Here is a 19,510-nt window from a genome sequence, read left to right as displayed (position 1 = left end):
CCATCAGAAGAATACATCACTGATCAGTCCTGGCAGCCAGTTCACGCAGCTTGTCCTTCTTGCTTTTGCGCTTGCCCTTGATGCCGCCAGTTGGTGCGGTATCAGGCAAGGTGGCGGCATCAACAGCCGCAGCAAGCATGACTGGTTCATAACCGGCAATAGTCTCACGTAGCACGCGTTTGCCCTGGCGTTTTTCTATCAGGCGGAAATGCAGTTCATGTTCAGCCAGGATGAAGCTGATGGCTACACCGCTGGCACCGGCGCGACCGGTGCGGCCTATGCGGTGTATATAGTCATCGGCTGAACGTGGTAAATCATAGTTGACAACGGCAGGCAAGCCTTCAACATCAATGCCGCGTGCTGCCAGGTCCGTCGCGACCAATACCTGTAACTGACCGGCTTTGAAGTCAGTCAGCAGTTGCTGGCGCGCGCCCTGACTGGCATCACCATTAAATGCCGCGGCCTTAATACCTGCTTTTTGCAGCTTGGCAGCAACGGTGTCACTGGCATACCTGGTCGCAACAAAAACCAGCACCCTGCCCCACTGCTGCTCCCTGACAAGATGGGCGAGCAGCCGGGTGCGCTTATTACTTTCGACCTGTATCGCTCTTTGCACTATGTCCGGATTGTTTGCGACGATATCAGAAATCGCAATGCGCACTGGTTCATGCAACAGGGTCAGCGCCAGTTTTTTGACCGCGGGCGGAAAAGTCGCCGAGAAAAACAGATTCTGCCTGTGCGCAGGCAACAAGGCCAATATGCGCTTGATTTCATCGGCAAAGCCCAGGTCCAGCAGGCGATCAGCCTCATCCAGCACCAGGGTCTGCACATCACTTAGTTGCAGGGCATTATTGTCGAGCAAATCAAGCAGGCGACCAGGCGTACTGATAACAACATCAGCACCACCCCGCAAGTGCATCATCTGCGGATTGATTGAAGCACCGCCATAAATGACGGCAATCTTCAGGGGCTTGGGCAAGTGTTCAGCCAGGGCTTCCATGGTTTGTCCGACCTGGCTGGACAATTCCCGCGTGGGTACCAGCACCAGGATTTTCACTCTGCGTGTCTTGCCAGCACCACCTTGTTCGGTCTGTAGGCGCTGCAATAATGGCAAGGTATAGGCAACGGTCTTGCCTGACCCCGTCTGAGCCAGGACCAGCACATCACCACCGCCGGATACGGCCGGAATCGCCTGGACTTGTACCGTAGTTGGTTCAGCGTATTGCCTTGCTTTTACGGCATGCAATAGTTCAGGTGTCAGGCCGAGAGATTCGAAAGTCATGTAAAAAACCTAAAAGATGGGGCACACCAGATAATTCTGAGCAATTCAGGATGAGGGAAGTGTGGTGCATGGCATGCATTATCCAGCATAAATTACAATTATCAACATTTGTTCTCATACTAAAAAACAGTGCGAGTTAATACGCCATCCAAGAACATTGGCCTGTAAGCTGACGAAGTTGGCAGGCTTTAGGGCTTGACATACCACTGTCCACAGGATTGACTTCCATTTACTGCCCGCATATATTGGAACGAGACATACAAAGAGGAGAAAATCGTGTCTTTTCTGCCGGTTCGCATAGTAACCGCACTGTTGTTCTGCATGCTGGCAATGGTGGCTGTAGAGACCGCAATGGCAGAAGAAACACAACTCAGGCTCTACACTGAAGAATACCCTCCTATCAGTTTTTTGCAAAAAGGAAAAGCTGCCGGCCTTGGCACGGAAGTAGTTGAAGAGATCATGAGTCGTCTCGGCATAACGGCACCAATCGAAGTCGTGCCATGGGCGAGGGCTTATACCTATGCAACGACAACACCCAATGTAGGATTGTTCGTCACCACGCGTACTCCGGAACGGGAAAAATTATTCAAATGGGTAGGCCCGGTCTCGGCAACCACAGCGCACTTTTATTCCCGCCGTGGCGGATTGCGTTTTGAAAGCCTGGAACAGGCCAGAAATGCTGAACGCATCCTGATTCCGCGAGAATGGTATCTGCAGCAAATGCTGCGTGGCATGGGTTTCAACAATATCAATTCTGTACCTACGCCAAACGATGCCGTGCGCATGCTGGTGGCAGGGCGGGCACCTCTGATGGCGCTTGATGATGTGACGCTTGCCGATACCCTGGTAGCTGCCGGTGTCAATGCCGGTGATATAGAGACTGGCGCAACCATTGCACAAGCAGTCCAGTACATCGCCTTTTCACGTGACACACCGGATAGTGTCGCCATCCGCTGGCAAAAGGCGCTTGATGACATGAGAGCAGACGGTAGCTTTGAACGCATTTATAAAAAGTGGTTACCCGGGGTAAGCCTGCCTGGAATGCGTTAAGTTAAGCACTAGCCTGCACAACGAACCCGTCCGCTTTTATTAATACAGCACGCTATCAAAGCTTACACTATAAACTGGCAAGCTTTCTGACCTGACTACTGCGCTGAGGCCTGGGCAAGCTCAGACTCTCACTCAGTTTCAGCTCCAGTTTATGTTTTTCTGGCAGATCGGCAGTCACTACCGCATCGTTCTTATTTTCTTCACCAGGTACTCCTGTTTTCACCTTGATTGTAGCCGGGGATGTGGATATTTCGTCCTGGCGAGCTTGTGGCAAGCTTTCTTTAGGAGTCGTCAAAATACGTCTGGCCTCAGTCGATGCACTGGAATTTTCGCTGGCCTCCATTCCACTTGCAGAAGCAAGACGAGGCGTGATCAGGAACAGGCGTTCATGTTCAACGACAGATTTATCCTGACTCCTGAACAGCCCACCAATCAGAGGCATGTCACCCAGGCCAGGTATTTTCTGCTGCTTCTGCGACCTGGATTCCAGATGATAGCCACCTATCATCAGAGTCTGTTGCAAGTCGATAATCGCCTGCGTGCTAATGGAGGAACGTGTCACATTCGAACTGGGATTATTGTCCCCCAGACTACCATCTTCGATATCAACTTCCAGTCTTACCCTGGTCTTTTTCCCCTCCTGCAATACACGGGGTACAACGCGCAACATGGTGCCTGCGGTGACATTGGCAAGGTCGGCGATACGTTCCCCTACCAGAGGTACATACGTAGTCTGGCTCAGGTCCAGTACAGCTGCCACATTGTTGAGTGTCAATACGGTAGGTTTTCCCAATACCCGCGCTTCTCCCCTGCCTTCCATTGCTTTCAGGCGAGCATAAAACTTCCCGAGATTATTGATCAAGAGTGACGAACCCGGAACAGGCAGCTCGACACCCTTGGAGTCGCTGCGCCCTGCATTCAGGGTAACCGCAGTGTTGCCAGCATTAACCCCCCATTCGACACCCATTTCCGCCAGCTTGCTGCGTTCGATATCAATGATAAGTGCTTCAATTTCGACCTGTTGTGGCTCGACATCAAGCTCTGCCAGCAAATCTTTATACATCTCATGCTTATCACCGTAGTCGAAGATGACGATAGCATTGAGGGCAGTGTCAGCATCGATGCGTGGTTTGTCTTCTCTTGCGATCGCAGATTTTCTGGCAGCGCCGGAACTGTTGCGTTCATTGTCACCATTGCGCGCGCCACTATTACCCGCACTGATGTCGCTCTCTTTTCCTGCGTAGTCAGCTTTCTGCCCCTTGGCCAGCCGTGAGCGTTTTTCACTTCCGATATCGAATTTTTCGTTGCCATCCCTGTTGCGCTCTTGCCCATCCTGATTGAGCAGACTCGTCAACAAAGTTTTAACGCCTGGTATGGTTTCTTTCTGGCCGCGAGTGGTAATGACACGATCTGCCGCTGTTGCGTATTTCAGTTTAAAAAGCATGATTTTTTTTTCACGCCGGGCAGCGGCCCTGGTTTCAGGCTTCAAGATGCCCTGAATCAGACGGACATATTCAGTCGGCCCGTTGATAATGATTGCACCTTCATCAGGCAGTTCACCCCAGCCAAATTTTGGCTCAAACAAACCAACCCCCTGAAGCGCTGATTTCGCGTCCTGCACCGTATCTTCGCTGACTTCAATGCGAATGGACTGGTTGTCATGTTTGGGTGAAAGGTAAAGCACGCCGCCATAAACAAACCAGCGAAAGTCATGTGTATGCATGAGCCTGTCAAGAAAATCGCTGCCATTATCTGCTTTGAGCTTGCCCTTCAGGCTCACCTGGTCGCGAATCTTGCTGTGTATGCGCACGCCATAAGTCTTGCCAAATTCATTGAGCACCTCGCCAAGCGTCATGTTATTGCTGTCAATTGCAAAGCCTGTGTTCTTCCATTCGACGGGTGTCATTGCCTTGGCTTCTTGCGAGAGCAACAGTATGAGTAAGGCCGAAATGCACAGTATCACTTTATTTAAGCGTTCAAGTTTCATTGATACTCCCATCTCCCAAATGTACATTCCAGCCATATCCTGGGTCGTTGCTCTGTTGCTCTTGATATTGAACTGCAATCCCAGGAAGCTGGTGAGCTGACCATGTAGCTGATAACATGGATCACGCTGTTACAGCACCCGGGGTTCTTCTGCGAGAAAACCCCTGAATGCTTTCAAATGCGCGTCTTTCAGACTGCTAGCTTCGATACCAATTTTTATGGGAGCCATACCAGGCATATCTGTTTCCCCTGTATTGGCTTTAAGCGCTTCACCACTCCCTTTGGTAATGGTGATCTGATCGTCATACTCAAACTCGACATGATTCCAGACAGGGTTACTACTGCCGCCTTTTCTCAGCGCTGCCTCATAGTAAGCAACTACCTTAAGATTGCTCTGTTCATTCAGTTCAAAACCATGGGATTTCAACATGTTCTCCAGGTCTCTTGTCTTTGCACTTGTACTATTTGGGCGAAGAATACGTGCGCCAGTGTCAGGGCGCGGGTCGCTATGTATACCATCTTCGGCTCCATGCAATACCCAGTTCCAGCAAACGGCCCCCAGATCACAGCCGTGATAATTCACCTGTACAACACCATCTTCTGCACCAGGATGATTTTTCAATTTTTGAGAAAGCGATTCCAGAATTTCAAGTGCACCCTGTTGAGCGACTTGAGCAATCGGCGTTACAGCTTGAGTCGACTGTGTTGCGCTCTGCAATAGTCGCTGCCTGACTGCACGCTCACCAGGTGCGGGGGCGGACGTCGGTGACGACGCGCGCATCCTTTTATTGTCAGCGTCAGTCATTTCATCATTGCTATGCGGACGCGAAGCAGGCAGTTCTGATAAGGCAGGGATATGCGCCTGTGAAGAGTTGACGTTCATCATTTATTCTTTCTGTTGTTCTTCTATGCTTACATCCTGCGTTGCGTCATGAGTGACGCTGGCAGGACTGACAGCGTGCAGCTGCTGTCAGTGAGCCCGTAGACGCTGCAGTTAAATATCATCATCCGCTGCGGCATCTTCAGCTATGCCCTTCGGTGCCTTGAGCGGTTTGGATGGATCAGATACCTGCGGTCCATCGTCATCGTCTGGAATGGCAGAATGAAGCGGATTAGGGTCACCAGGGTTTTGTACGGACATGCTCATGATGGTTTTCCTTTCAGGTTATGGTAAAACGTATGTCAGGTTTTGCAGATGCGCCCGCATGCGTTGTTCTTTCGCAAGAACTCTTGGTTGTGGTACGGCCTGATTCTGATGCATGCCGGCACGCCACTGCGCTGCGAGATCCAGCAAGGACTCCAGGGCGGCACTTGCCTGCAACCATCCACTTACTGCAGGTAACCATTGCGACAATAACAGTATGTTCCCGTCCTCTGTCAGGGCCAGTCCGGCAGCATGGTCCAGTGCATGACTGAAACCGGCCTGCATTGCCTGCGAGATTTGCGCGAGATTCACATCGTCCTGTAAATGCAGGCCCAGTTCGGCGCCATCAGGATAAAGCCGCAGATACACACTGTAACCGTCGATCCGGACAAGCTCGTCTGTAGCCAGTTCATCCAGCCACGCATGCACATCAATGTCTTGGCTCATGACGTTTATTTGGTCTCGTTCATGACCGTTTTCAGCGGCTTTTCATAGAGCTTGAACTGTGCTTCCATGGCTTGCTGTGTCACGCTGCGCTGCTCCAGCAAATGCATGAAATGCGCTGGGTCCGGCTCTTCACCAAGAGCTTGCTTTTCATTGAAATCGACGATGCTGGCAGCCTGCTCGTCATACCTGGCATTCAGACGCGCCAGGCCCTGCAGGGCGGGATTGGAGTTATTACTCATGATGATTTCCTTCCGGGTTGAAAAAGAATCGCAAGAATGATGTACTGCCTTCATGAGTCGTCAATCAGTGCCGCCAGTTCCATCAGCCGATGGCATCAGTCATGGTGCGCCCGCCTTTTTTCATCAATTCGTTAATGGCCTTGATGTCATCGAGTATCTGATTCATGAATGCAGCGATCTGGGCAGTCTGCGCCTGTGATACCGTCGTGACCATGCTCTGCAGATTGTTGACAGCCGTCATGCTGGCTTGTAAGGCCATTTGCTGATTGGCCATGGCTTCATGCTTTTTCAGCATATTTTCTGGTGTAGGTTCATCACGTGCGATTTCTGACTGCAGCTGCTCTATTTTTGTCGCCAGCTGTTCCAAAGGCTGTCCCCAGCCATCGGCATCAGCATGACTCTTAATCATTGTGGAGACTTCACTTTCTTTGAATTTTTCCAGCTTATCTACCTTCGTTCTCATTGCTTCCACATCACTCGGATACGAAGGTGTACCATGCAGATATGCGGAATCATGTTCAATTTCTCTAAGACCTCTACGAAATTTGATGAGCTCCTGACCAGTTTCAGATGCATCAAAATTCTGCTCACATTGCTGTTTAACCTTCTGATAAGCCGTTTGAAATTTCTCGGTTTCCAGTTGGAGTTGCTCATGACAGGTTTGCAGATCGGCTTTTTTCTTTGCAATATTTGAAAACTCGCTGCCGGCTGATTTCATCAGCCCCCTGAGTTTGTGTTCGAACCGACTCCCGAAAGCTCTTGCCAAACTTCCACCGTCAGATGACAAGGGTGTCGATGTCGCATGGAGATTGTTTATATTATCCAGAGACTGCTGTCCTGGACTGAGAATTGGCGGCCTGCTTGCGGGTACTGAAATATCTGTTGGCATGATGTTGCTTTCTGCTCCAAGTGATGTGAACAATCTTCATCCCGCCGTTCTCAGGTAGCAGCATCGCAGAATGCCGTCACAGGCCCGGGTCCCTCGAGGACTGGCAGACTGCGCAGTTCTTCAACTGCCAGTGCAAAATCCACATGCCAGACACCGGTTGCGGTCTCCAGGCTACAACTTCCGGGCGTCAGCCTGACATCTGCCTGGACTTCCCATTGCTGATCGGACAAATGCTCCAGATCGGCAGGATGTACTTTCAAGACAGGCGCATGCAAATCAGGAGGCATCTCCTGCATGACATGGCGTAATGCTGCCAGCAGCCGCTCTTTCGGGGTGCATTCCCCGACCAGCCGATCGAACATGGCTCTGACCAGCGTCAGCACCAATTCTCCAGCTTCTGAGAAAAATCTCTCCCTTTCGTCTTTCAGGGCTTGCAATAGCGCCATTGCACCCTGCTGGCATTGCAGTTTCTTCTGATCCAATAGAGCTTGACACTCCTCCAGCGCCTGCTGACGAGCCTGCAAAGTTTTTACCCTGGCTTCCGCAACAATTTGTCCAGCCATATCTTGAGCGCGGATTATTTGCAACATATCTGCACTTTTCAATATGCCTTGCTCTGCTCTCAGGCGCGGGTCAGTTCGTATCTGATCTCTGCAAAATTGCTTCATACAAGATGTCCCTGTGTTTCCATTTCAACTGTCAATGCCCGCTGACTGCAAAGCAATATGCAACGTCGTGCACGTACGCTTCGTGAAGACAGGGACTGCATGTTAATCAACTCAGTCCGGCATGGATGCATGTCGTCAAACATGGCCGGGAGCGACAAGCGCAGACGTAGCCAGAACCCAGGAAAACCATGCTCAAGCCAGTGTGCAATTTCATGAAGACCAATTTCTTCCAGTGTCGCCACATTATCATGTGATAATAATCTCACTGGTTGTATAGCCCCTATGCCAAAACACCATCGCTTCTGGTCAATTGTCAACTGGCGCAGGGCGACATGTCCTGGTTGATCATGCAGGAGCATGCCAGCATAGAGTCTGGCCGTAGCGAGCACAGCCGGGGCTGACAACGCCGCCAGCTCACACCAGCCCGCGTCAAATTCAGCTGGCACGGCGGGTGTCACGCCCGCCTGATTACACCAGTGGCGATAGCCATCGCGTAGCGCAAATTCGCCCAGTCCGGCAGCCCAGGGAACAGGTCTTGCGCAATTTTTCCAAGGCGCAAACCACCAGTCCAGAAATTTGTCGTCCAGTTTCATCAGTTTGTCAGGCATGATCCGGCCTTTGTACATCTAGGGATTGACAGGTTTGACTGCGTCGTCGACATGACCCGTTTGCTCCGGGCCGGTTCGTAACCACTGTTGCCCCTGCCGCCGGCCAGAAAGAAGAGCCGCGACAGCACAAGCGCCACTGGCCAGTGCGAGCATCAGCAATCCGGCTATTGTCCATCCCAGTCCCCGGGCAGAATCGCTTTGTACACTGAATGGTCCTACCTTGGTCCACTCCACACCTTGCCCCTGTGCTTCCGCCGGGACCATGACGACAGAGACTTTAGCCTTGCCTTCTTCACCGCTCAGTCCGGGGATACTCGAAGCCACCAGATTGCGCATCTTCGGTATAGCGGCATCTTCATCAAAAGGTGGCTGGTATTTGATGAAGACAGCTGCTGACGAAGGTTGTATTGGCTCGCCCGGTGCGATACGCTCCGGTAAAACAACGTGAACGCGGGCAGAAATGACATGATCAAATTGCTGCAAGGTCGCTTCCAGTTCTGCAGACAAACCATATATGTAACGCGCACGCTCTTCGAGAGGTGTCGAGATCATCCCGTCTTTTTTAAAAATATTGCCCAGGTTGGTACTTTTCTTCCGGGGCAGACCTGCCGCCATCATGGCGCGTGTAGCCCTGGAAATATCGCTTTCCGCAACACTGAGAACTATGCCTTCCTTGCTACTTGATTTTCTCGCATCCATTCCATTTTTATTGAGCAAGGCAGTAATCTCATTGGCCTCGCTATCTGTCAGGCCAGCTTGCAAAGTCACTTTCTCGCTGCAGGCTGACAAGAAGCCAAGGAAAAAAAGCAGGAGCACCCTGCAAAATTGATGCCTGTTCACGGCGGACTGGATGCAACTTTTCATCATGTCGGTACTCATGGATTATTGCAGTTTAGTGAGCTGGTCGATCGCGCCGCTGGCTTTGGATGCTGTCTTGGAAATGAATTGCACACGCATCTGGTAGTCATTCAATGCCAGCATGGCCTTCATCATTTGCATGGAGTCACCATTACGGGTTGCCTGCTCCAGCATTTTGGAAACTGCGGCCTGGTCTTTATTGATCTCTGACGCCAGTCCCCTTGTTCTCTCCATCAGGGCATTGCCCAAAGAATTTGGCGCACTTGCCTCGCTTGCCAGCTTGCCTTGCCTGGCGGCAATCAGGTGGCGATCCAGTATTGCCTTGAATTGCGCAGCTTCGCTGGCTTCTGCCGTCGTCATTTCCAGCTGTAACTTTGCCTCACTTGAGACGTTGATGGCACGCAGCGCATTGTCGTTGACAGGTACAGTCATAGATATCCTCAGAACGCACATGATGGAATAGCATTAAGAAGTCATCCCAATGCTGACGGATGCTCGCCAGAATGGGTGATGACATATCCGGCAGCTCAGTACATGAGTAGCGCCGGCATCCACATGGTTCCCAGGCCGTGCAGACAAGTCTTTTAAACGGAGGGTTAAGTTCTGTGATGAGAGAGGTGCAAGTGACTGCCTATGACCCTGCATGCAATAACATAGCGAAATGCCGGCATCCACAGGGTGAACAGCAGCATCACCGGCATGGTGACCCATTCTGAGGACCTGGCCATGGCGCTGTAGGTCCCGGCAATGACAAGATCCACGCAAACATTAATAGCAAAAAGGAACAGTAGCAGGGGCAAATTACCCTGCAGGGCGAACAGGCTGAGTCGTACTACATCTCTGAGCGGATAATTGGTCAGAACGATTAAAGCAGGCAAAAATAAGGCAATGGTTAATAACAGGTGGGTAGCGATACGCGCCTGGATATAGTCGAGGACCCCTAGATGTGGCGATAAAAAGGTTGTGTTACCAATTGGGTAGGCGCCCGCACGCAGCAGAAGCAGGCTCTGTGCAAGAAAGGCCAGCAATGACAGCAGCAGTAACAGCAAAATCCTCGTAGCAGGCAAGCGAAGAAAAGCAAACAAGTCCCTCAATTGTGGCGCCAGACCGTCACCAGCATCACGATACATGGCAATCAATTGTGCACCAAACAGGGCAGGCAGGGAAACATAAATAAAAATGCCGACATAGGGCAGCATGGTCGCTGTTCTCACGAGCACATATACAAACAGACCGATGCCTACCCAATTTTTCCAGAATTTACCAATAATTCCCATTGCCTCAATGGCAGATAAGCAAATATCTTTGAACTTTAATGATACGGTAACGAGTTCAGCCTTCTTATAAAGCATGGGCAGAAAATCAAGATTTGATAACGTTTCCAATTTTATCAGCCCATTACAGTATTGCTAAGTATTATTTTCCAGCTTACATGTCCATAGATTGAGACAGGGTTAGAGTGCGTAAATCTCTCTTTTCACTAAAGCACTCTCATCCTATCGTGAGCGGGTAAAGCACAAGACGCAGTCGAAACAGGCAATGCTTTGGTACTTCGCCTGGCATTGAACAAGAGCAGGCTTTAAGCCTTGCTCCCCGGCTTCCATCCTGGCTCAAGGATGTTTCGCATCTGATAAACAGCGAGTTCAAAACGGTCATACCCGGCGGCATTTCTGTCATTGAATTCACGGAAGAAATCCTGATATTCCTATCCCTTGTGCCATGAATAAACGTTATTCATATTTAGTATATAAGGAAATTTTTGTCGTATGGCGATGATTTTTCTGATGCACTAAAGTATCCTCCCTTGGGAAGAAGGGCTCATCCGTCAATGAGGCCAGGACCCCATTCTGTTCCATGCCATGGGCAGACGATGGCGAAGCCTGGTTCAATATCTCCAGACGCCTGCCACCATCTGAGGAGCCGCCACGGATACCACCATGGTGCACCGGCGATCTTGCAAATCCGTCGGTTGCATGAACAGCATCTGGTAAGATCCTGTTTTGCCTTGTATTACCTAGATTGCGCTGACTTGCTGCCTGAGGAAATACCGAGATGGATGAATTGCGTGAATTAATCATGACGACTCCGCTGACGAGAGAGGACTGCCCGACCTCTCTGTGCGATACGGGCCTGTCAGAATATCTGCATGAGTGACCATGCGATCAGCACGGGTTCCAGCTTTCAGATCACCACAGATAACAGGAGATTCACAGAGCACCACGCGAATATCCCTGACGATGCAATGCAAGACGAGGTGCTGGAATTTTGGCTGCGTAGCCCAACTGCATGCACAGGTCCTGCATCAAGAAGAACATAGCTCCAGCCGGTAACCCTGGCTGTACGCCGTGCGTATCAGCACTCCACGCCCAGCATTAAGCTGCAATTTTTTGCGCAACTTGTAAACATGCTGTTCTATGGTACGACCAGCAATATCGCTATCTACGCCCCAGATCGCATTGCCTATCGTTTCACGGGATATGTACACTCCCGGCTTGGAAAAAAACATCCATGCCATCGTGAATTCTCTGGGTGTAAGCTCTATCGCCTGGCCCTGATAGCAAAAAACCCTGGTGTCAGCATCGACGATAAACTCGCCAAGACAGATTTTTCTGGTATGCGATTTGAGTTTCAGTCGTCGGCAAATTGCATTCAACCGGGCCACCAGTTCTATGCCTTCTACAGGTAAATACACATGGTCCTCTGCACCGGCGTCCAGTACCTGTGCTGCGAACTCCCCATTGCGCTGCCCTGACAGAACGATAAACGGGGTGCTCTCCCCATAGCGGCATTCAATCCATGAAATCAGTTTTTCGCGCTCACTGGCAGCTCCACCATCTTCTATCAGCAAGAGGTCAAACTGTTTGTTCAACAGTGCGCGCGACAGTGCAATATTGGATGCCATCCTTTCACAATGAAAGCCGCTGCTGGCGAGAAAGCTACGGATAGACTCATTCAGCCAGGCTGTATGCAGATAGCAAGCGATATTCATTGGCATCGTGTTCAGGCTTACAGAAAAATAGTATTTGGTCTCGACCTCCAAGACTAATGTGACTTCAAAAGCTTGCCTACTATACGTAAGGATAGGCTGAAATTTTTTCCCCATCTGCTACAGTATGTGCACTCGGTAAGGGAGTAATCGACAAGTTTCTGTCGGCGGATCATTTCCTCAGTCCTGCCTTTGATTATGTATCTCTTGCCATTCGCAACAGGTAATGCTGCCATCAACCTGTCCTCAAGGGATCAGGGCGATGCCTGGCATCATTAGGCGTACAACAATATTGACTAAAGGTGATCCATGAGTGTCGAGACATTTTTTCATCGTGATTTGCTCAAGGAAATTGTGGCACTGGTCAACTCCGGCCAATCCCTGTCGGATATCCACATCGAGCAAGATACGCCACTGATGATCAAGACGCCGCGTGGATGGCAGCAGGTGACTGCCGAGCCCGTGCTACTGGAAGACATGACTCCCGTCCTCCAGGCCATCGACGAAGACTGGGAAGACAAAATAGTTGAGCAGGCGATAGATCGCCCGTTTCTGTTGACCAGTTGCCGCCTGCGCTGCAATGTCTATCGCGTCTCGGCGGGCAATAAGGTGACGATATCGATACGACGCCTGCCATTGCAGCCGATCACGCTGGAACAGACTGGCCTGCCCTTATATGTAAAAACCATGCTTGAAGCTGCCAAGGGCATCATTCTGGTCACCGGCCCCACTGGCGCCGGCAAAACCACGACCATTGCCGCCATGCTGGAATACCTTAACAGCAATCGCAGTGCCCACATCATCACCATTGAAGAGCCTATCGAATATCAGCTGGAGCGCAAGCGGGCCATCATTTCACAAAAAGAAGTGCCTGTTGATACCGCCAGTTTTTCCAGCGGGCTGAGGGAAGCCATGCGACAAAAACCCGATATCCTGATGGTTGGCGAAATTCGGGATTTTGATACCGCCGACACAGTTCTGCATGCAGGGGAATCTGGTCATCTTGTATTGGCGTCGATGCATACCAATAGTGCTGCCAGTGCGATTTCGAAGTTGCTGGGATTCTTTCCCTCAGAGCAGCGCAATCAGCGCGCCATTGCCTTGTCGAATTCGCTGGTCGGTGTGATTTTCCAGAGTTTGCTACCCAGCGAAGATGGCGAAGAATTCGTGCTTGCCAGTGAAATGATCTTCAACAATAACCAGCAGGCGGCGCCATATATCGCAGATCTCGACAAGCTGCACATGATTTCTGAATTGATGAAACGCAAGAGCGATAATATGTCACGCAGCCTGAACGAAGTCCTGGTGCAGCTCGTGACGAAAAAAGTGATCAGCTCGAAGGATGCCATGCGTTGCGCTTATAACAGACTGGAACTACATGAGGCCCTCAATAGTATCCGCTAAAACCCAGGCTTTCCGTGGCAGGCTGCACATTCGGTCATTTACAGATGAAGGACGACCCTGCGCTTGCCGGAAAAAGTCAACTCTGTCCCGTGGATAGCATCCAGGCGGAAACCGGCATAGGTTTCCCCCACAGCCATTTGCCTGCCGTCGCCAGTAACGATGCAGGCATTGGCCCCCGAAACGACCTGACGTATGGTAAAAGGTAATAGCGTGCTGGCAGCAGGTATACTGGCAGAGACCGGGAAGCGTACAGAAAATTCATGGATGAAACGGACAAACAGGGGTTCGAAAATCCTGAGCTCAGTGTCATCCAGTGTTGCCGAGAGCCTCCATTCAGTTTCACTCATCTGAAGAGAGAAGCGGTTCAGCAAACCTGCACTCGCCAGCCTGGACTTGAATTCTTCCTGCAAGTGTAGATTTGATACCTCCCTGCTTGCCGACTCTTTTGAAATCACGGCAACATGATCTGACGCGGTTGGCAAAGCCCCGAACAAACCTGGGGACATGTCGACATGATGCATCCCCGTAACTAACTGGTCATGACAGGCGCTGGCCATTGCCCATAGCGTCGACAGGCACAGCACCGTTGACAGTACGTATTGACGAAACGGCCTGGTTGAAGACGGCATTGTGGTTGCCAGTTCATCCAGTAGAATCGCCTGTTCAATTTCACTGTCAACGGGGTAATTCCAAGTCTCATCCGCGTCGGCAAGCACCATCCATACCATCCCCACCCTGAAATACTCCATTGCCGCCCTCTTTTGCCGTAGCAATGGTCTGTCAGCTATAGCCAGGATATGTGCTTGACCTGAAGCTGGTATGACCAGTGCGTGAAATGCCTGCACGGACAATTCCGTGAGCACCAAATCGCAGCGCGGGTCCGAGCCTATCAGCAAAGGGCTGTCAAGGAGCGGCATGCGATGACCGCCAAGCTGGCCATTCAGTATGCGTAATTCAAGCATATTACATTTATGGATGGATAGTTGTTCTCACTGTTTGAGTGTCATTCAAGTGAGAGGCAGTTCTGTCTTCTGCAGTACTATCCGATCGCGCTGCATGACGAAGCATGTCTGCGGTATCCAGAATCGCATCAAGAATATCAACGTCTTCTATCAGCGTAGCGAGTGATATGTTACGGATAAAAACCTGACACCCTAGCTCTGCATGCCAGAGGCTGTCCCAGCATTCCACAGCGGTCTGCATGAATTCCAGTCTCATCTGTGTTGCCAGCGACCGACAGACTGGCATCCCAGGTTCGTGCGGATAAGCGACAATGCATAGACTAGACTGTACTTCATCATGGCAAATGCTGGACAAAGTCATGACGCCGTCCAGCAACAAACCCAGAACATTCACTTCGGTGTCAGCCGGCAAACCTTCCACCAGCCTGGCCAGCCCCTGCAAGCCCAATGGCGGGAAGTTTGATGCCAGGTCATCCATGCTGCTCATATCTCTATTTTTCATGACAAATATCACTCCATCTCTTTCCACCTGTACACCAGCTGAATGGCGCCCTTGTCTTGTTGCAGGGCCCGGTTTGGAAGAGTATTGCTCAAGCAGTCTGTTGCCATGAAATTCTCAACAATACTCAACAACTTTAAGTGTCATGACAGCACCCGAAGTTCCATCATCCCGATACAGTGAGGTTGATGCGTGATTGACAGCAACTGGCAGGGCGGCAGCCATCCATCAAAAAAGGCCGGGAGTTGGGCCAGGAATCGAGAATTGAAGCGCCCCGCCTTTATCAAGTAACCAAGCTCTATTTAGGGCAGGTGCTGGTAGACTTTGCTGGCATATTTCCAGCGCTGTAATGGCTTGGTCGAGTTATAAGCGCCCACTGCTTGCCAGTGGTCGCCCATACGGGAGAAATTGTTTGCCAGTATCCAGGCTGCCACTTCGATATTGACGCAGGGTTCATAAAGCTGCCGTTCTGATATGCCATATGACTTCAGTCGCGGTAGCCAGCTGCTGTTAATCTGCATCAGACCCAGGTCGTAACTGCCATTGCTGTTACGATTAAGGGCCGCCGGTTTCATTGCTGATTCTGTACGGGCGATCGCATAGAGCAGGCGGGGATCTATGCCGTATTTATATCCTATCTCTTCCCAGCAAGCCATTGCAGGGTCGACATAACATGCGAATAGGGCAGGCAGTAAGAAACTGAACAATCGTGGCAAGAATCCGGACCTGTCTTGACGTTGCGAATACATCGAACATTCCACCATTCAATAATTGCTGGCAAACACCTCAAGCTCCAGGTAAGTATAGTCGAGGTGGGCATAACACCCACAACCTGTCAGTATCAATACTTTGATGTATTCGGCATTCTCGGGTATTTTCTGTATTCCCAAAGCCGTACGCATGGATTTGGAACCATTGGCTCCGTCAGATTTGCTCCCGCATTCCCCGGCATAACCGAGACGATGGTCGTATTTGTCGAAAAAATTGATGCTGATATTGACTTCAGTACTACTGGTCGCCTGACAAAATGTCTTGCCCGACAAAAAAAGTGGCCGCACACCATTCAGATCGTTCACATTGATGCGATATTCGAGCAGGCTGGCAATGCCATAGTTTTCCCAGATATTGGAGTAGACCGGCGTGGGGTTCATCGAAAAATTGTGGAGATTATGCCACTTGCTTTCGGTGCAGCTCAGTATCATGCCACGGCTGTTCCTGGCGATACTGCCTGACTGGCATGCCTCATATTCATTGACCACCTCTCTCAGTTCTGCGGTATTGGTGATCACTTTTTTTGTCGTCAGGGTTTCCGGCACACTGAGATTGCCGTTCTGGTCCACGGCCAGGGGTTTCCAGCTGCTGCCATCCCACATGAATCCCAGCCCTTTATCGATGATGCTCCTGACATCACCAGGTTTGTTGTCGAGTATGGGCAGCGAAGAAAAATCGGATACCGGGTCTTTCCAAAATCCTGAGCGCTGCCACTTCCCGTTTTGACAGCTCAATACTGCACCACTGTCTTTTTCTGTCGCAATACGTCCCTGGGAATAACTATCCGCAGAATTACACAGCGAATCAGATGCAGCCACCACAGCAAAAGCACGCATATTCAGCGGTGTCGTCATGGCATTGAGCTCTGGTCTTGCCGGAATCTTGCTGCGATATAAAAAGTCTGTCGACATCTGCCCGGGCCCATCAAAGAAAAGTGCTGAGGCGAGATGACCGCTTGTGGCAGCGCTGCCGCCGGCACAAGTAGCGGTGTTCAGTTGCGCCAGCTCGGCACTGTCCAGACCCCAGCTGATACCGCGCGCCTGCCCGGCGAGTATGTAGCCGTTGCCGGGGCCCGCCGTCGCCGCTACCGTAGCCAGTTGCGCCTCTTCTATCGACTGGCCGCCATTGGTGAAGACATAGGCATCAAGCTTGTCTGAAGGATTGCTGCGCTGCTTGACGATGATGCAGGTTTTTTGTCCATACACATTTTCTTCCGGGAATCCTGCAGGCAGGTAAGCTGTCGCCTTCAGCGTAGCCAGTTCCAGCGTCAGCAAACGCCCCGTGCTTCCCTGGCGCAGCACTTCATAATTAGCGAAATTATTGATGTATTTGCTCAAGGCATTGACAACACGTGCCTGTTGCTGTGCAGCCTGCTGTCCTTTGCTGTCTTCCAGTGATATGTCGGTCATTTTCTGGAGGCCGAGAAGCATGATCGTACCTATGGCCATGGCACCCATGACTTCAATCACACTGAATCCTTTGGATATCTGTTTCATTTGCCTGATCCTTCAGTTTCTGTGCGCCATCCAGACGACAACACCCGCAGGAATGACGCTTGGTAATGGGATATTGCCAACAGGGTGGTAGTCCTGTGGCAGTGGAATGTCCTGACTGCTACCAGTGACCAGGCTGGTCGCAATATCCGCAGGTGCATGTAAAGTGCCATCAATGGCAGAAATCCCGGCCAGCACCGAATTGCCGGACAGGCTGACGATGGCGTCACAGAGCCCTGTCACCTGCCCCTGTGCCGGGTAAATATAGATAAGGCCATCTTCGTCTATATAGTTGCGCCATTTTCCCTGGAATTGCGCCGTATACATGGGCGGAAAAAACTCCTGAATGCCATGCTCAATGCCATTGCCGGTATTGGCTATGCTGCCGCTGCGTTGTGGATATTGGGTAGAGAAGCGAATCACGGCCTGCCGGTAAATGGCCATGTCTTCAGCCAATTTCCGGGCGGCGGCTTCGTCACTGTCGGGCTGCACTTGCCAGGCTGCACTCACGTACCAACCTGTCAACGCAGTCAATACAACCATGATCATGCTATTCCACATTGATCCCTCCCATCATCAGCCGGGTAGCCGGTTTGGCTGCAATAATGGAAGACATTTGCCTCTGGATTTCACTTCCCAGCAGCTCGTAGTCGCCATTGCGCAGCATGTTCCTGATAACGTTACATTCATTTGACAAGAATAATTCTGTCCCCAGCTTGGTATGCTGTGGCAATCCCAGGGTCTGGCATAAAATACCGCACAGACCATCCGCCATGAGCGCCTGAACGGATGCGGGCGCCAGCTTTTCGTTGGCAAGACTTTGCAATTTGTTGATGGTCCGCACAATACTCGATGCCTGCATGGTGGAAACAATCAGCGAGCCATTCACACTGGCTTGCAATACTTCTGCAGCCATGGCGCTGTCATTGATTTCATCGACAAAGATCATTTTTGCTCCCCAGCGCATGGCCTGTCTGAACATCTCGGTGGGGGAAGTGCCGGACCTGGCAGCGACCATCTGGTAACACACTCCGCTGCCATGATGCCCCCCCAAAGGTAGTTCAGCCACCTCTTCCACCGAGATGGCGATGCCGCCAAATGCAACCAGCCTTTCCTTGAGCATCGCGCATGCCGAGGTCGTCTTGCCGGACCTGGCCTTGCCTGATACCAGAAATAAGCCACTCATGTTCCTGGTCAGCAAACAACGGATATAGGCTTGTGGTATCCCCAATTCGGACAGCAAGGAAATATGTGCGGTAATCTTACGCAAAAGAAAAACATGCCCATCCTGGGTCGCCATGGCGGCAGCAAGGTAACTGACACCGTCATATTCCAGCTTGAAACGTTGCTGTCCGTGCGCAGCAGAAAAACTTGCCTGACAGGCCATGACAAGGCGATCAATATCCTCTTGCAAGACAGGGCTGGCGACCAGTGGGCTGGAATCAGCCCCCGGCACGCCGGTCAACCGGTCTGGCAGCACCGGATGGCCGACGTACAGGTCCGAAAACTCCAGTTCTCTAACTGCAGCAATGTCACGCATGGATTGCAGCCAGCTCAATAGGACTCGAATTCCAGCTTATTGCTGCTCCTGCCGCACAAAGTCGCCCCGGTGGCGGGAGTGATCGGGAAAACATTGGTTTCGGAAGAGTCACTGACTACTCTTGTCCAGCCACTCGCACCGCTGACCATGCTGATGCAGGCATCCTGCGGAACGCTCGTATAGGCGATGATAAAGGTACTTTTTGAGGCCGCTCCCTTGACCGTGACATCCCCGCCCCAGCCGTTGATCATGGCTGCCCCTGTAGCATCTTTCGGAGTCAGTGTGGCTGGAAATATCTTGGCTGTGTTCAGGCTGGCCGTCAGTTCACCGTCATAGGCTCCGGAGCGTCCCATGTAAAGTTTTTTCACCCCGGTACGTATGGATACAACTTCTTCTGCGCCACGATTGCTTTGCGCACTGCTGAATGCGCCTGTCAGCAACGACACTGCGCCAAGAATGACAATCGCCGCAATGCCCAGATAAGCGATACCTTCCAGCAAAGATGCCCCGCGTTGTGCGCGCCTGCCTGCATGATTGTGCCGCTTAGAAAAATTCATACATGTCATCATGATTCTCCATTTCAAGTTGATTGGTTAAACATCGGTGGACTGCGACAGTTCACTAGTGGACTGTAATAGTGGAATCGAGAGTGAAAGACATGTGTCCGGCGCATCATGGCAAGGC

Annotated in this window: 23 protein-coding genes; 2 read left to right on the top strand and 21 right to left on the bottom strand. The window is 51.2% G+C overall.

What is annotated here, in order from left to right; translation table 11 throughout:
* Positions 1 to 16 precede the first annotated feature (16 nt).
* The gene (locus LZ463_RS23120; protein ID WP_241458664.1) at positions 17 to 1,282 is read right to left on the bottom strand and encodes a DEAD/DEAH box helicase; all 1,266 of its coding nucleotides are present in this window, start codon (positions 1,280 to 1,282) and stop codon (positions 17 to 19) included.
* Between the two features lie 276 nt (positions 1,283 to 1,558).
* Here LZ463_RS23120 and LZ463_RS23115 point away from each other — a divergent pair, with 276 nt between their 5' ends.
* Positions 1,559 to 2,332, top strand: coding sequence for a substrate-binding periplasmic protein (locus LZ463_RS23115; protein WP_241458663.1), 774 nt, complete (start codon positions 1,559 to 1,561; stop codon positions 2,330 to 2,332).
* Positions 2,333 to 2,399: 67 nt separating this feature from the next.
* Here LZ463_RS23115 and sctC read toward each other — a convergent pair whose 3' ends face one another.
* The 13 genes from sctC to LZ463_RS23050 all read right to left on the bottom strand — a co-directional run bounded on the left by sctC (position 2,400) and on the right by LZ463_RS23050 (position 12,160).
* Positions 2,400 to 4,319: a type III secretion system outer membrane ring subunit SctC gene (gene sctC, locus LZ463_RS23110; RefSeq protein WP_241458662.1), complete on the bottom strand. Its 1,920-nt coding sequence runs from the start codon at positions 4,317 to 4,319 to the stop codon at positions 2,400 to 2,402.
* Between the two features lie 129 nt (positions 4,320 to 4,448).
* Positions 4,449 to 5,204, bottom strand: a complete 756-nt coding sequence (locus LZ463_RS23105) for a hypothetical protein (RefSeq protein WP_241458661.1) — start codon at positions 5,202 to 5,204, stop codon at positions 4,449 to 4,451.
* A gap of 108 nt (positions 5,205 to 5,312) precedes the next feature.
* Complete coding sequence (locus LZ463_RS23100) at positions 5,313 to 5,465, bottom strand: hypothetical protein (RefSeq protein ID WP_241458660.1); 153 nt, start codon at positions 5,463 to 5,465, stop codon at positions 5,313 to 5,315.
* 18 nt (positions 5,466 to 5,483) lie between these two features.
* Positions 5,484 to 5,909, bottom strand: a complete 426-nt coding sequence (locus tag LZ463_RS23095) for a hypothetical protein (RefSeq protein ID WP_241458659.1) — start codon at positions 5,907 to 5,909, stop codon at positions 5,484 to 5,486.
* Between the two features lie 5 nt (positions 5,910 to 5,914).
* The gene (locus LZ463_RS23090) at positions 5,915 to 6,148 is read right to left on the bottom strand and encodes a hypothetical protein (RefSeq protein WP_241458658.1); all 234 of its coding nucleotides are present in this window, start codon (positions 6,146 to 6,148) and stop codon (positions 5,915 to 5,917) included.
* A gap of 82 nt (positions 6,149 to 6,230) precedes the next feature.
* A complete protein-coding gene (locus LZ463_RS23085; protein WP_241458657.1) occupies positions 6,231 to 7,037 on the bottom strand; it encodes a hypothetical protein in 807 nt (268 codons plus the stop codon).
* 50 nt (positions 7,038 to 7,087) lie between these two features.
* Positions 7,088 to 7,705, bottom strand: coding sequence for a FliH/SctL family protein (locus tag LZ463_RS23080; RefSeq protein ID WP_241458656.1), 618 nt, complete (start codon positions 7,703 to 7,705; stop codon positions 7,088 to 7,090).
* The gene (locus LZ463_RS23075; RefSeq protein WP_241458655.1) at positions 7,702 to 8,313 is read right to left on the bottom strand and encodes a hypothetical protein; all 612 of its coding nucleotides are present in this window, start codon (positions 8,311 to 8,313) and stop codon (positions 7,702 to 7,704) included. Before LZ463_RS23075 ends, LZ463_RS23080 begins: the two co-directional genes overlap by 4 nt.
* Before the next feature lie 18 nt (positions 8,314 to 8,331).
* A complete protein-coding gene (sctJ, locus tag LZ463_RS23070) occupies positions 8,332 to 9,177 on the bottom strand; it encodes a type III secretion system inner membrane ring lipoprotein SctJ (protein WP_277624159.1) in 846 nt (281 codons plus the stop codon).
* Between the two features lie 18 nt (positions 9,178 to 9,195).
* A complete protein-coding gene (locus tag LZ463_RS23065; RefSeq protein ID WP_241458653.1) occupies positions 9,196 to 9,603 on the bottom strand; it encodes an EscI/YscI/HrpB family type III secretion system inner rod protein in 408 nt (135 codons plus the stop codon).
* A gap of 164 nt (positions 9,604 to 9,767) precedes the next feature.
* Positions 9,768 to 10,556 carry a hypothetical protein gene (locus tag LZ463_RS23060; protein WP_241458652.1) on the bottom strand — a complete coding sequence of 263 codons (789 nt, stop codon included), beginning with the start codon at positions 10,554 to 10,556 and terminating at the stop codon, positions 9,768 to 9,770.
* Positions 10,557 to 10,901: 345 nt separating this feature from the next.
* Positions 10,902 to 11,249 (bottom strand): hypothetical protein, encoded by a 348-nt coding sequence (locus LZ463_RS23055; RefSeq protein ID WP_241458651.1) that lies wholly within the window; start codon positions 11,247 to 11,249, stop codon positions 10,902 to 10,904.
* A 224-nt stretch (positions 11,250 to 11,473) separates the two neighbouring features.
* Entirely contained in the window at positions 11,474 to 12,160 is a 687-nt protein-coding gene (locus LZ463_RS23050; RefSeq protein WP_241458650.1) for a response regulator transcription factor, read from the bottom strand.
* Positions 12,161 to 12,466: 306 nt separating this feature from the next.
* On the opposite strand from LZ463_RS23050, the gene LZ463_RS23045 reads away from it, so the two are divergent.
* Positions 12,467 to 13,561, top strand: a complete 1,095-nt coding sequence (locus tag LZ463_RS23045; protein WP_241458649.1) for a type IV pilus twitching motility protein PilT — start codon at positions 12,467 to 12,469, stop codon at positions 13,559 to 13,561.
* Positions 13,562 to 13,599: 38 nt separating this feature from the next.
* Here the strand turns inward: LZ463_RS23045 and LZ463_RS23040 are convergent, their stop codons facing one another.
* From LZ463_RS23040 to LZ463_RS23010, 7 genes are all read right to left on the bottom strand, one after another.
* Entirely contained in the window at positions 13,600 to 14,523 is a 924-nt protein-coding gene (locus tag LZ463_RS23040; protein WP_241458648.1) for a hypothetical protein, read from the bottom strand.
* 7 nt (positions 14,524 to 14,530) lie between these two features.
* Positions 14,531 to 15,025: a hypothetical protein gene (locus LZ463_RS23035; RefSeq protein WP_241458647.1), complete on the bottom strand. Its 495-nt coding sequence runs from the start codon at positions 15,023 to 15,025 to the stop codon at positions 14,531 to 14,533.
* Between the two features lie 299 nt (positions 15,026 to 15,324).
* Positions 15,325 to 15,771 (bottom strand): lytic transglycosylase domain-containing protein, encoded by a 447-nt coding sequence (locus tag LZ463_RS23030; RefSeq protein ID WP_241458646.1) that lies wholly within the window; start codon positions 15,769 to 15,771, stop codon positions 15,325 to 15,327.
* A 15-nt stretch (positions 15,772 to 15,786) separates the two neighbouring features.
* Entirely contained in the window at positions 15,787 to 17,289 is a 1,503-nt protein-coding gene (gene pilV, locus LZ463_RS23025; protein WP_241458645.1) for a shufflon system plasmid conjugative transfer pilus tip adhesin PilV, read from the bottom strand.
* Between the two features lie 12 nt (positions 17,290 to 17,301).
* Positions 17,302 to 17,847, bottom strand: a complete 546-nt coding sequence (pilM, locus tag LZ463_RS23020) for a type IV pilus biogenesis protein PilM (protein WP_241458644.1) — start codon at positions 17,845 to 17,847, stop codon at positions 17,302 to 17,304.
* Positions 17,837 to 18,826 (bottom strand): ATPase, T2SS/T4P/T4SS family, encoded by a 990-nt coding sequence (locus LZ463_RS23015; RefSeq protein WP_241458643.1) that lies wholly within the window; start codon positions 18,824 to 18,826, stop codon positions 17,837 to 17,839. Before LZ463_RS23015 ends, pilM begins: the two co-directional genes overlap by 11 nt.
* Positions 18,827 to 18,840: 14 nt before the next feature.
* Positions 18,841 to 19,383 carry a type 4 pilus major pilin gene (locus tag LZ463_RS23010; RefSeq protein WP_241458642.1) on the bottom strand — a complete coding sequence of 181 codons (543 nt, stop codon included), beginning with the start codon at positions 19,381 to 19,383 and terminating at the stop codon, positions 18,841 to 18,843.
* Positions 19,384 to 19,510: the final 127 nt, after the last annotated feature.

Origin of the sequence: Undibacterium paludis (assembly GCF_022568815.1) — a bacterium.
Lineage (GTDB): Bacteria > Pseudomonadota > Gammaproteobacteria > Burkholderiales > Burkholderiaceae_D > Undibacterium.
The sequence above is the reverse complement of the archived record's forward strand: the minus strand, read 5'-3'. Positions and strand labels throughout refer to the sequence as shown.

What these genes read in the sequence shown, in the direction of transcription:
- LZ463_RS23120 (WP_241458664.1), bottom strand. Translation starts at nt 1,282, where the DNA reads ATGACTTTCGAATCTCTCGGCCTGACACCTGAACTATTGCATGCCGTA.
- sctC (WP_241458662.1), bottom strand. Translation starts at nt 4,319, where the DNA reads ATGAAACTTGAACGCTTAAATAAAGTGATACTGTGCATTTCGGCCTTA.
- LZ463_RS23105 (WP_241458661.1), bottom strand. Translation starts at nt 5,204, where the DNA reads ATGATGAACGTCAACTCTTCACAGGCGCATATCCCTGCCTTATCAGAA.
- LZ463_RS23100 (WP_241458660.1), bottom strand. Translation starts at nt 5,465, where the DNA reads ATGAGCATGTCCGTACAAAACCCTGGTGACCCTAATCCGCTTCATTCT.
- LZ463_RS23095 (WP_241458659.1), bottom strand. Translation starts at nt 5,909, where the DNA reads ATGAGCCAAGACATTGATGTGCATGCGTGGCTGGATGAACTGGCTACA.
- LZ463_RS23090 (WP_241458658.1), bottom strand. Translation starts at nt 6,148, where the DNA reads ATGAGTAATAACTCCAATCCCGCCCTGCAGGGCCTGGCGCGTCTGAAT.
- LZ463_RS23085 (WP_241458657.1), bottom strand. Translation starts at nt 7,037, where the DNA reads ATGCCAACAGATATTTCAGTACCCGCAAGCAGGCCGCCAATTCTCAGT.
- LZ463_RS23080 (WP_241458656.1), bottom strand. Translation starts at nt 7,705, where the DNA reads ATGAAGCAATTTTGCAGAGATCAGATACGAACTGACCCGCGCCTGAGA.
- LZ463_RS23075 (WP_241458655.1), bottom strand. Translation starts at nt 8,313, where the DNA reads ATGCCTGACAAACTGATGAAACTGGACGACAAATTTCTGGACTGGTGG.
- sctJ (WP_277624159.1), bottom strand. Translation starts at nt 9,177, where the DNA reads ATGAAAAGTTGCATCCAGTCCGCCGTGAACAGGCATCAATTTTGCAGG.
- LZ463_RS23065 (WP_241458653.1), bottom strand. Translation starts at nt 9,603, where the DNA reads ATGACTGTACCTGTCAACGACAATGCGCTGCGTGCCATCAACGTCTCA.
- LZ463_RS23055 (WP_241458651.1), bottom strand. Translation starts at nt 11,249, where the DNA reads ATGATTAATTCACGCAATTCATCCATCTCGGTATTTCCTCAGGCAGCA.
- LZ463_RS23050 (WP_241458650.1), bottom strand. Translation starts at nt 12,160, where the DNA reads ATGAATATCGCTTGCTATCTGCATACAGCCTGGCTGAATGAGTCTATC.
- LZ463_RS23045 (WP_241458649.1), top strand. Translation starts at nt 12,467, where the DNA reads ATGAGTGTCGAGACATTTTTTCATCGTGATTTGCTCAAGGAAATTGTG.
- LZ463_RS23040 (WP_241458648.1), bottom strand. Translation starts at nt 14,523, where the DNA reads ATGCTTGAATTACGCATACTGAATGGCCAGCTTGGCGGTCATCGCATG.
- LZ463_RS23035 (WP_241458647.1), bottom strand. Translation starts at nt 15,025, where the DNA reads ATGAAAAATAGAGATATGAGCAGCATGGATGACCTGGCATCAAACTTC.
- LZ463_RS23030 (WP_241458646.1), bottom strand. Translation starts at nt 15,771, where the DNA reads ATGTATTCGCAACGTCAAGACAGGTCCGGATTCTTGCCACGATTGTTC.
- pilV (WP_241458645.1), bottom strand. Translation starts at nt 17,289, where the DNA reads ATGAAACAGATATCCAAAGGATTCAGTGTGATTGAAGTCATGGGTGCC.
- pilM (WP_241458644.1), bottom strand. Translation starts at nt 17,847, where the DNA reads ATGTGGAATAGCATGATCATGGTTGTATTGACTGCGTTGACAGGTTGG.
- LZ463_RS23015 (WP_241458643.1), bottom strand. Translation starts at nt 18,826, where the DNA reads ATGCGTGACATTGCTGCAGTTAGAGAACTGGAGTTTTCGGACCTGTAC.
- LZ463_RS23010 (WP_241458642.1), bottom strand. Translation starts at nt 19,383, where the DNA reads ATGAATTTTTCTAAGCGGCACAATCATGCAGGCAGGCGCGCACAACGC.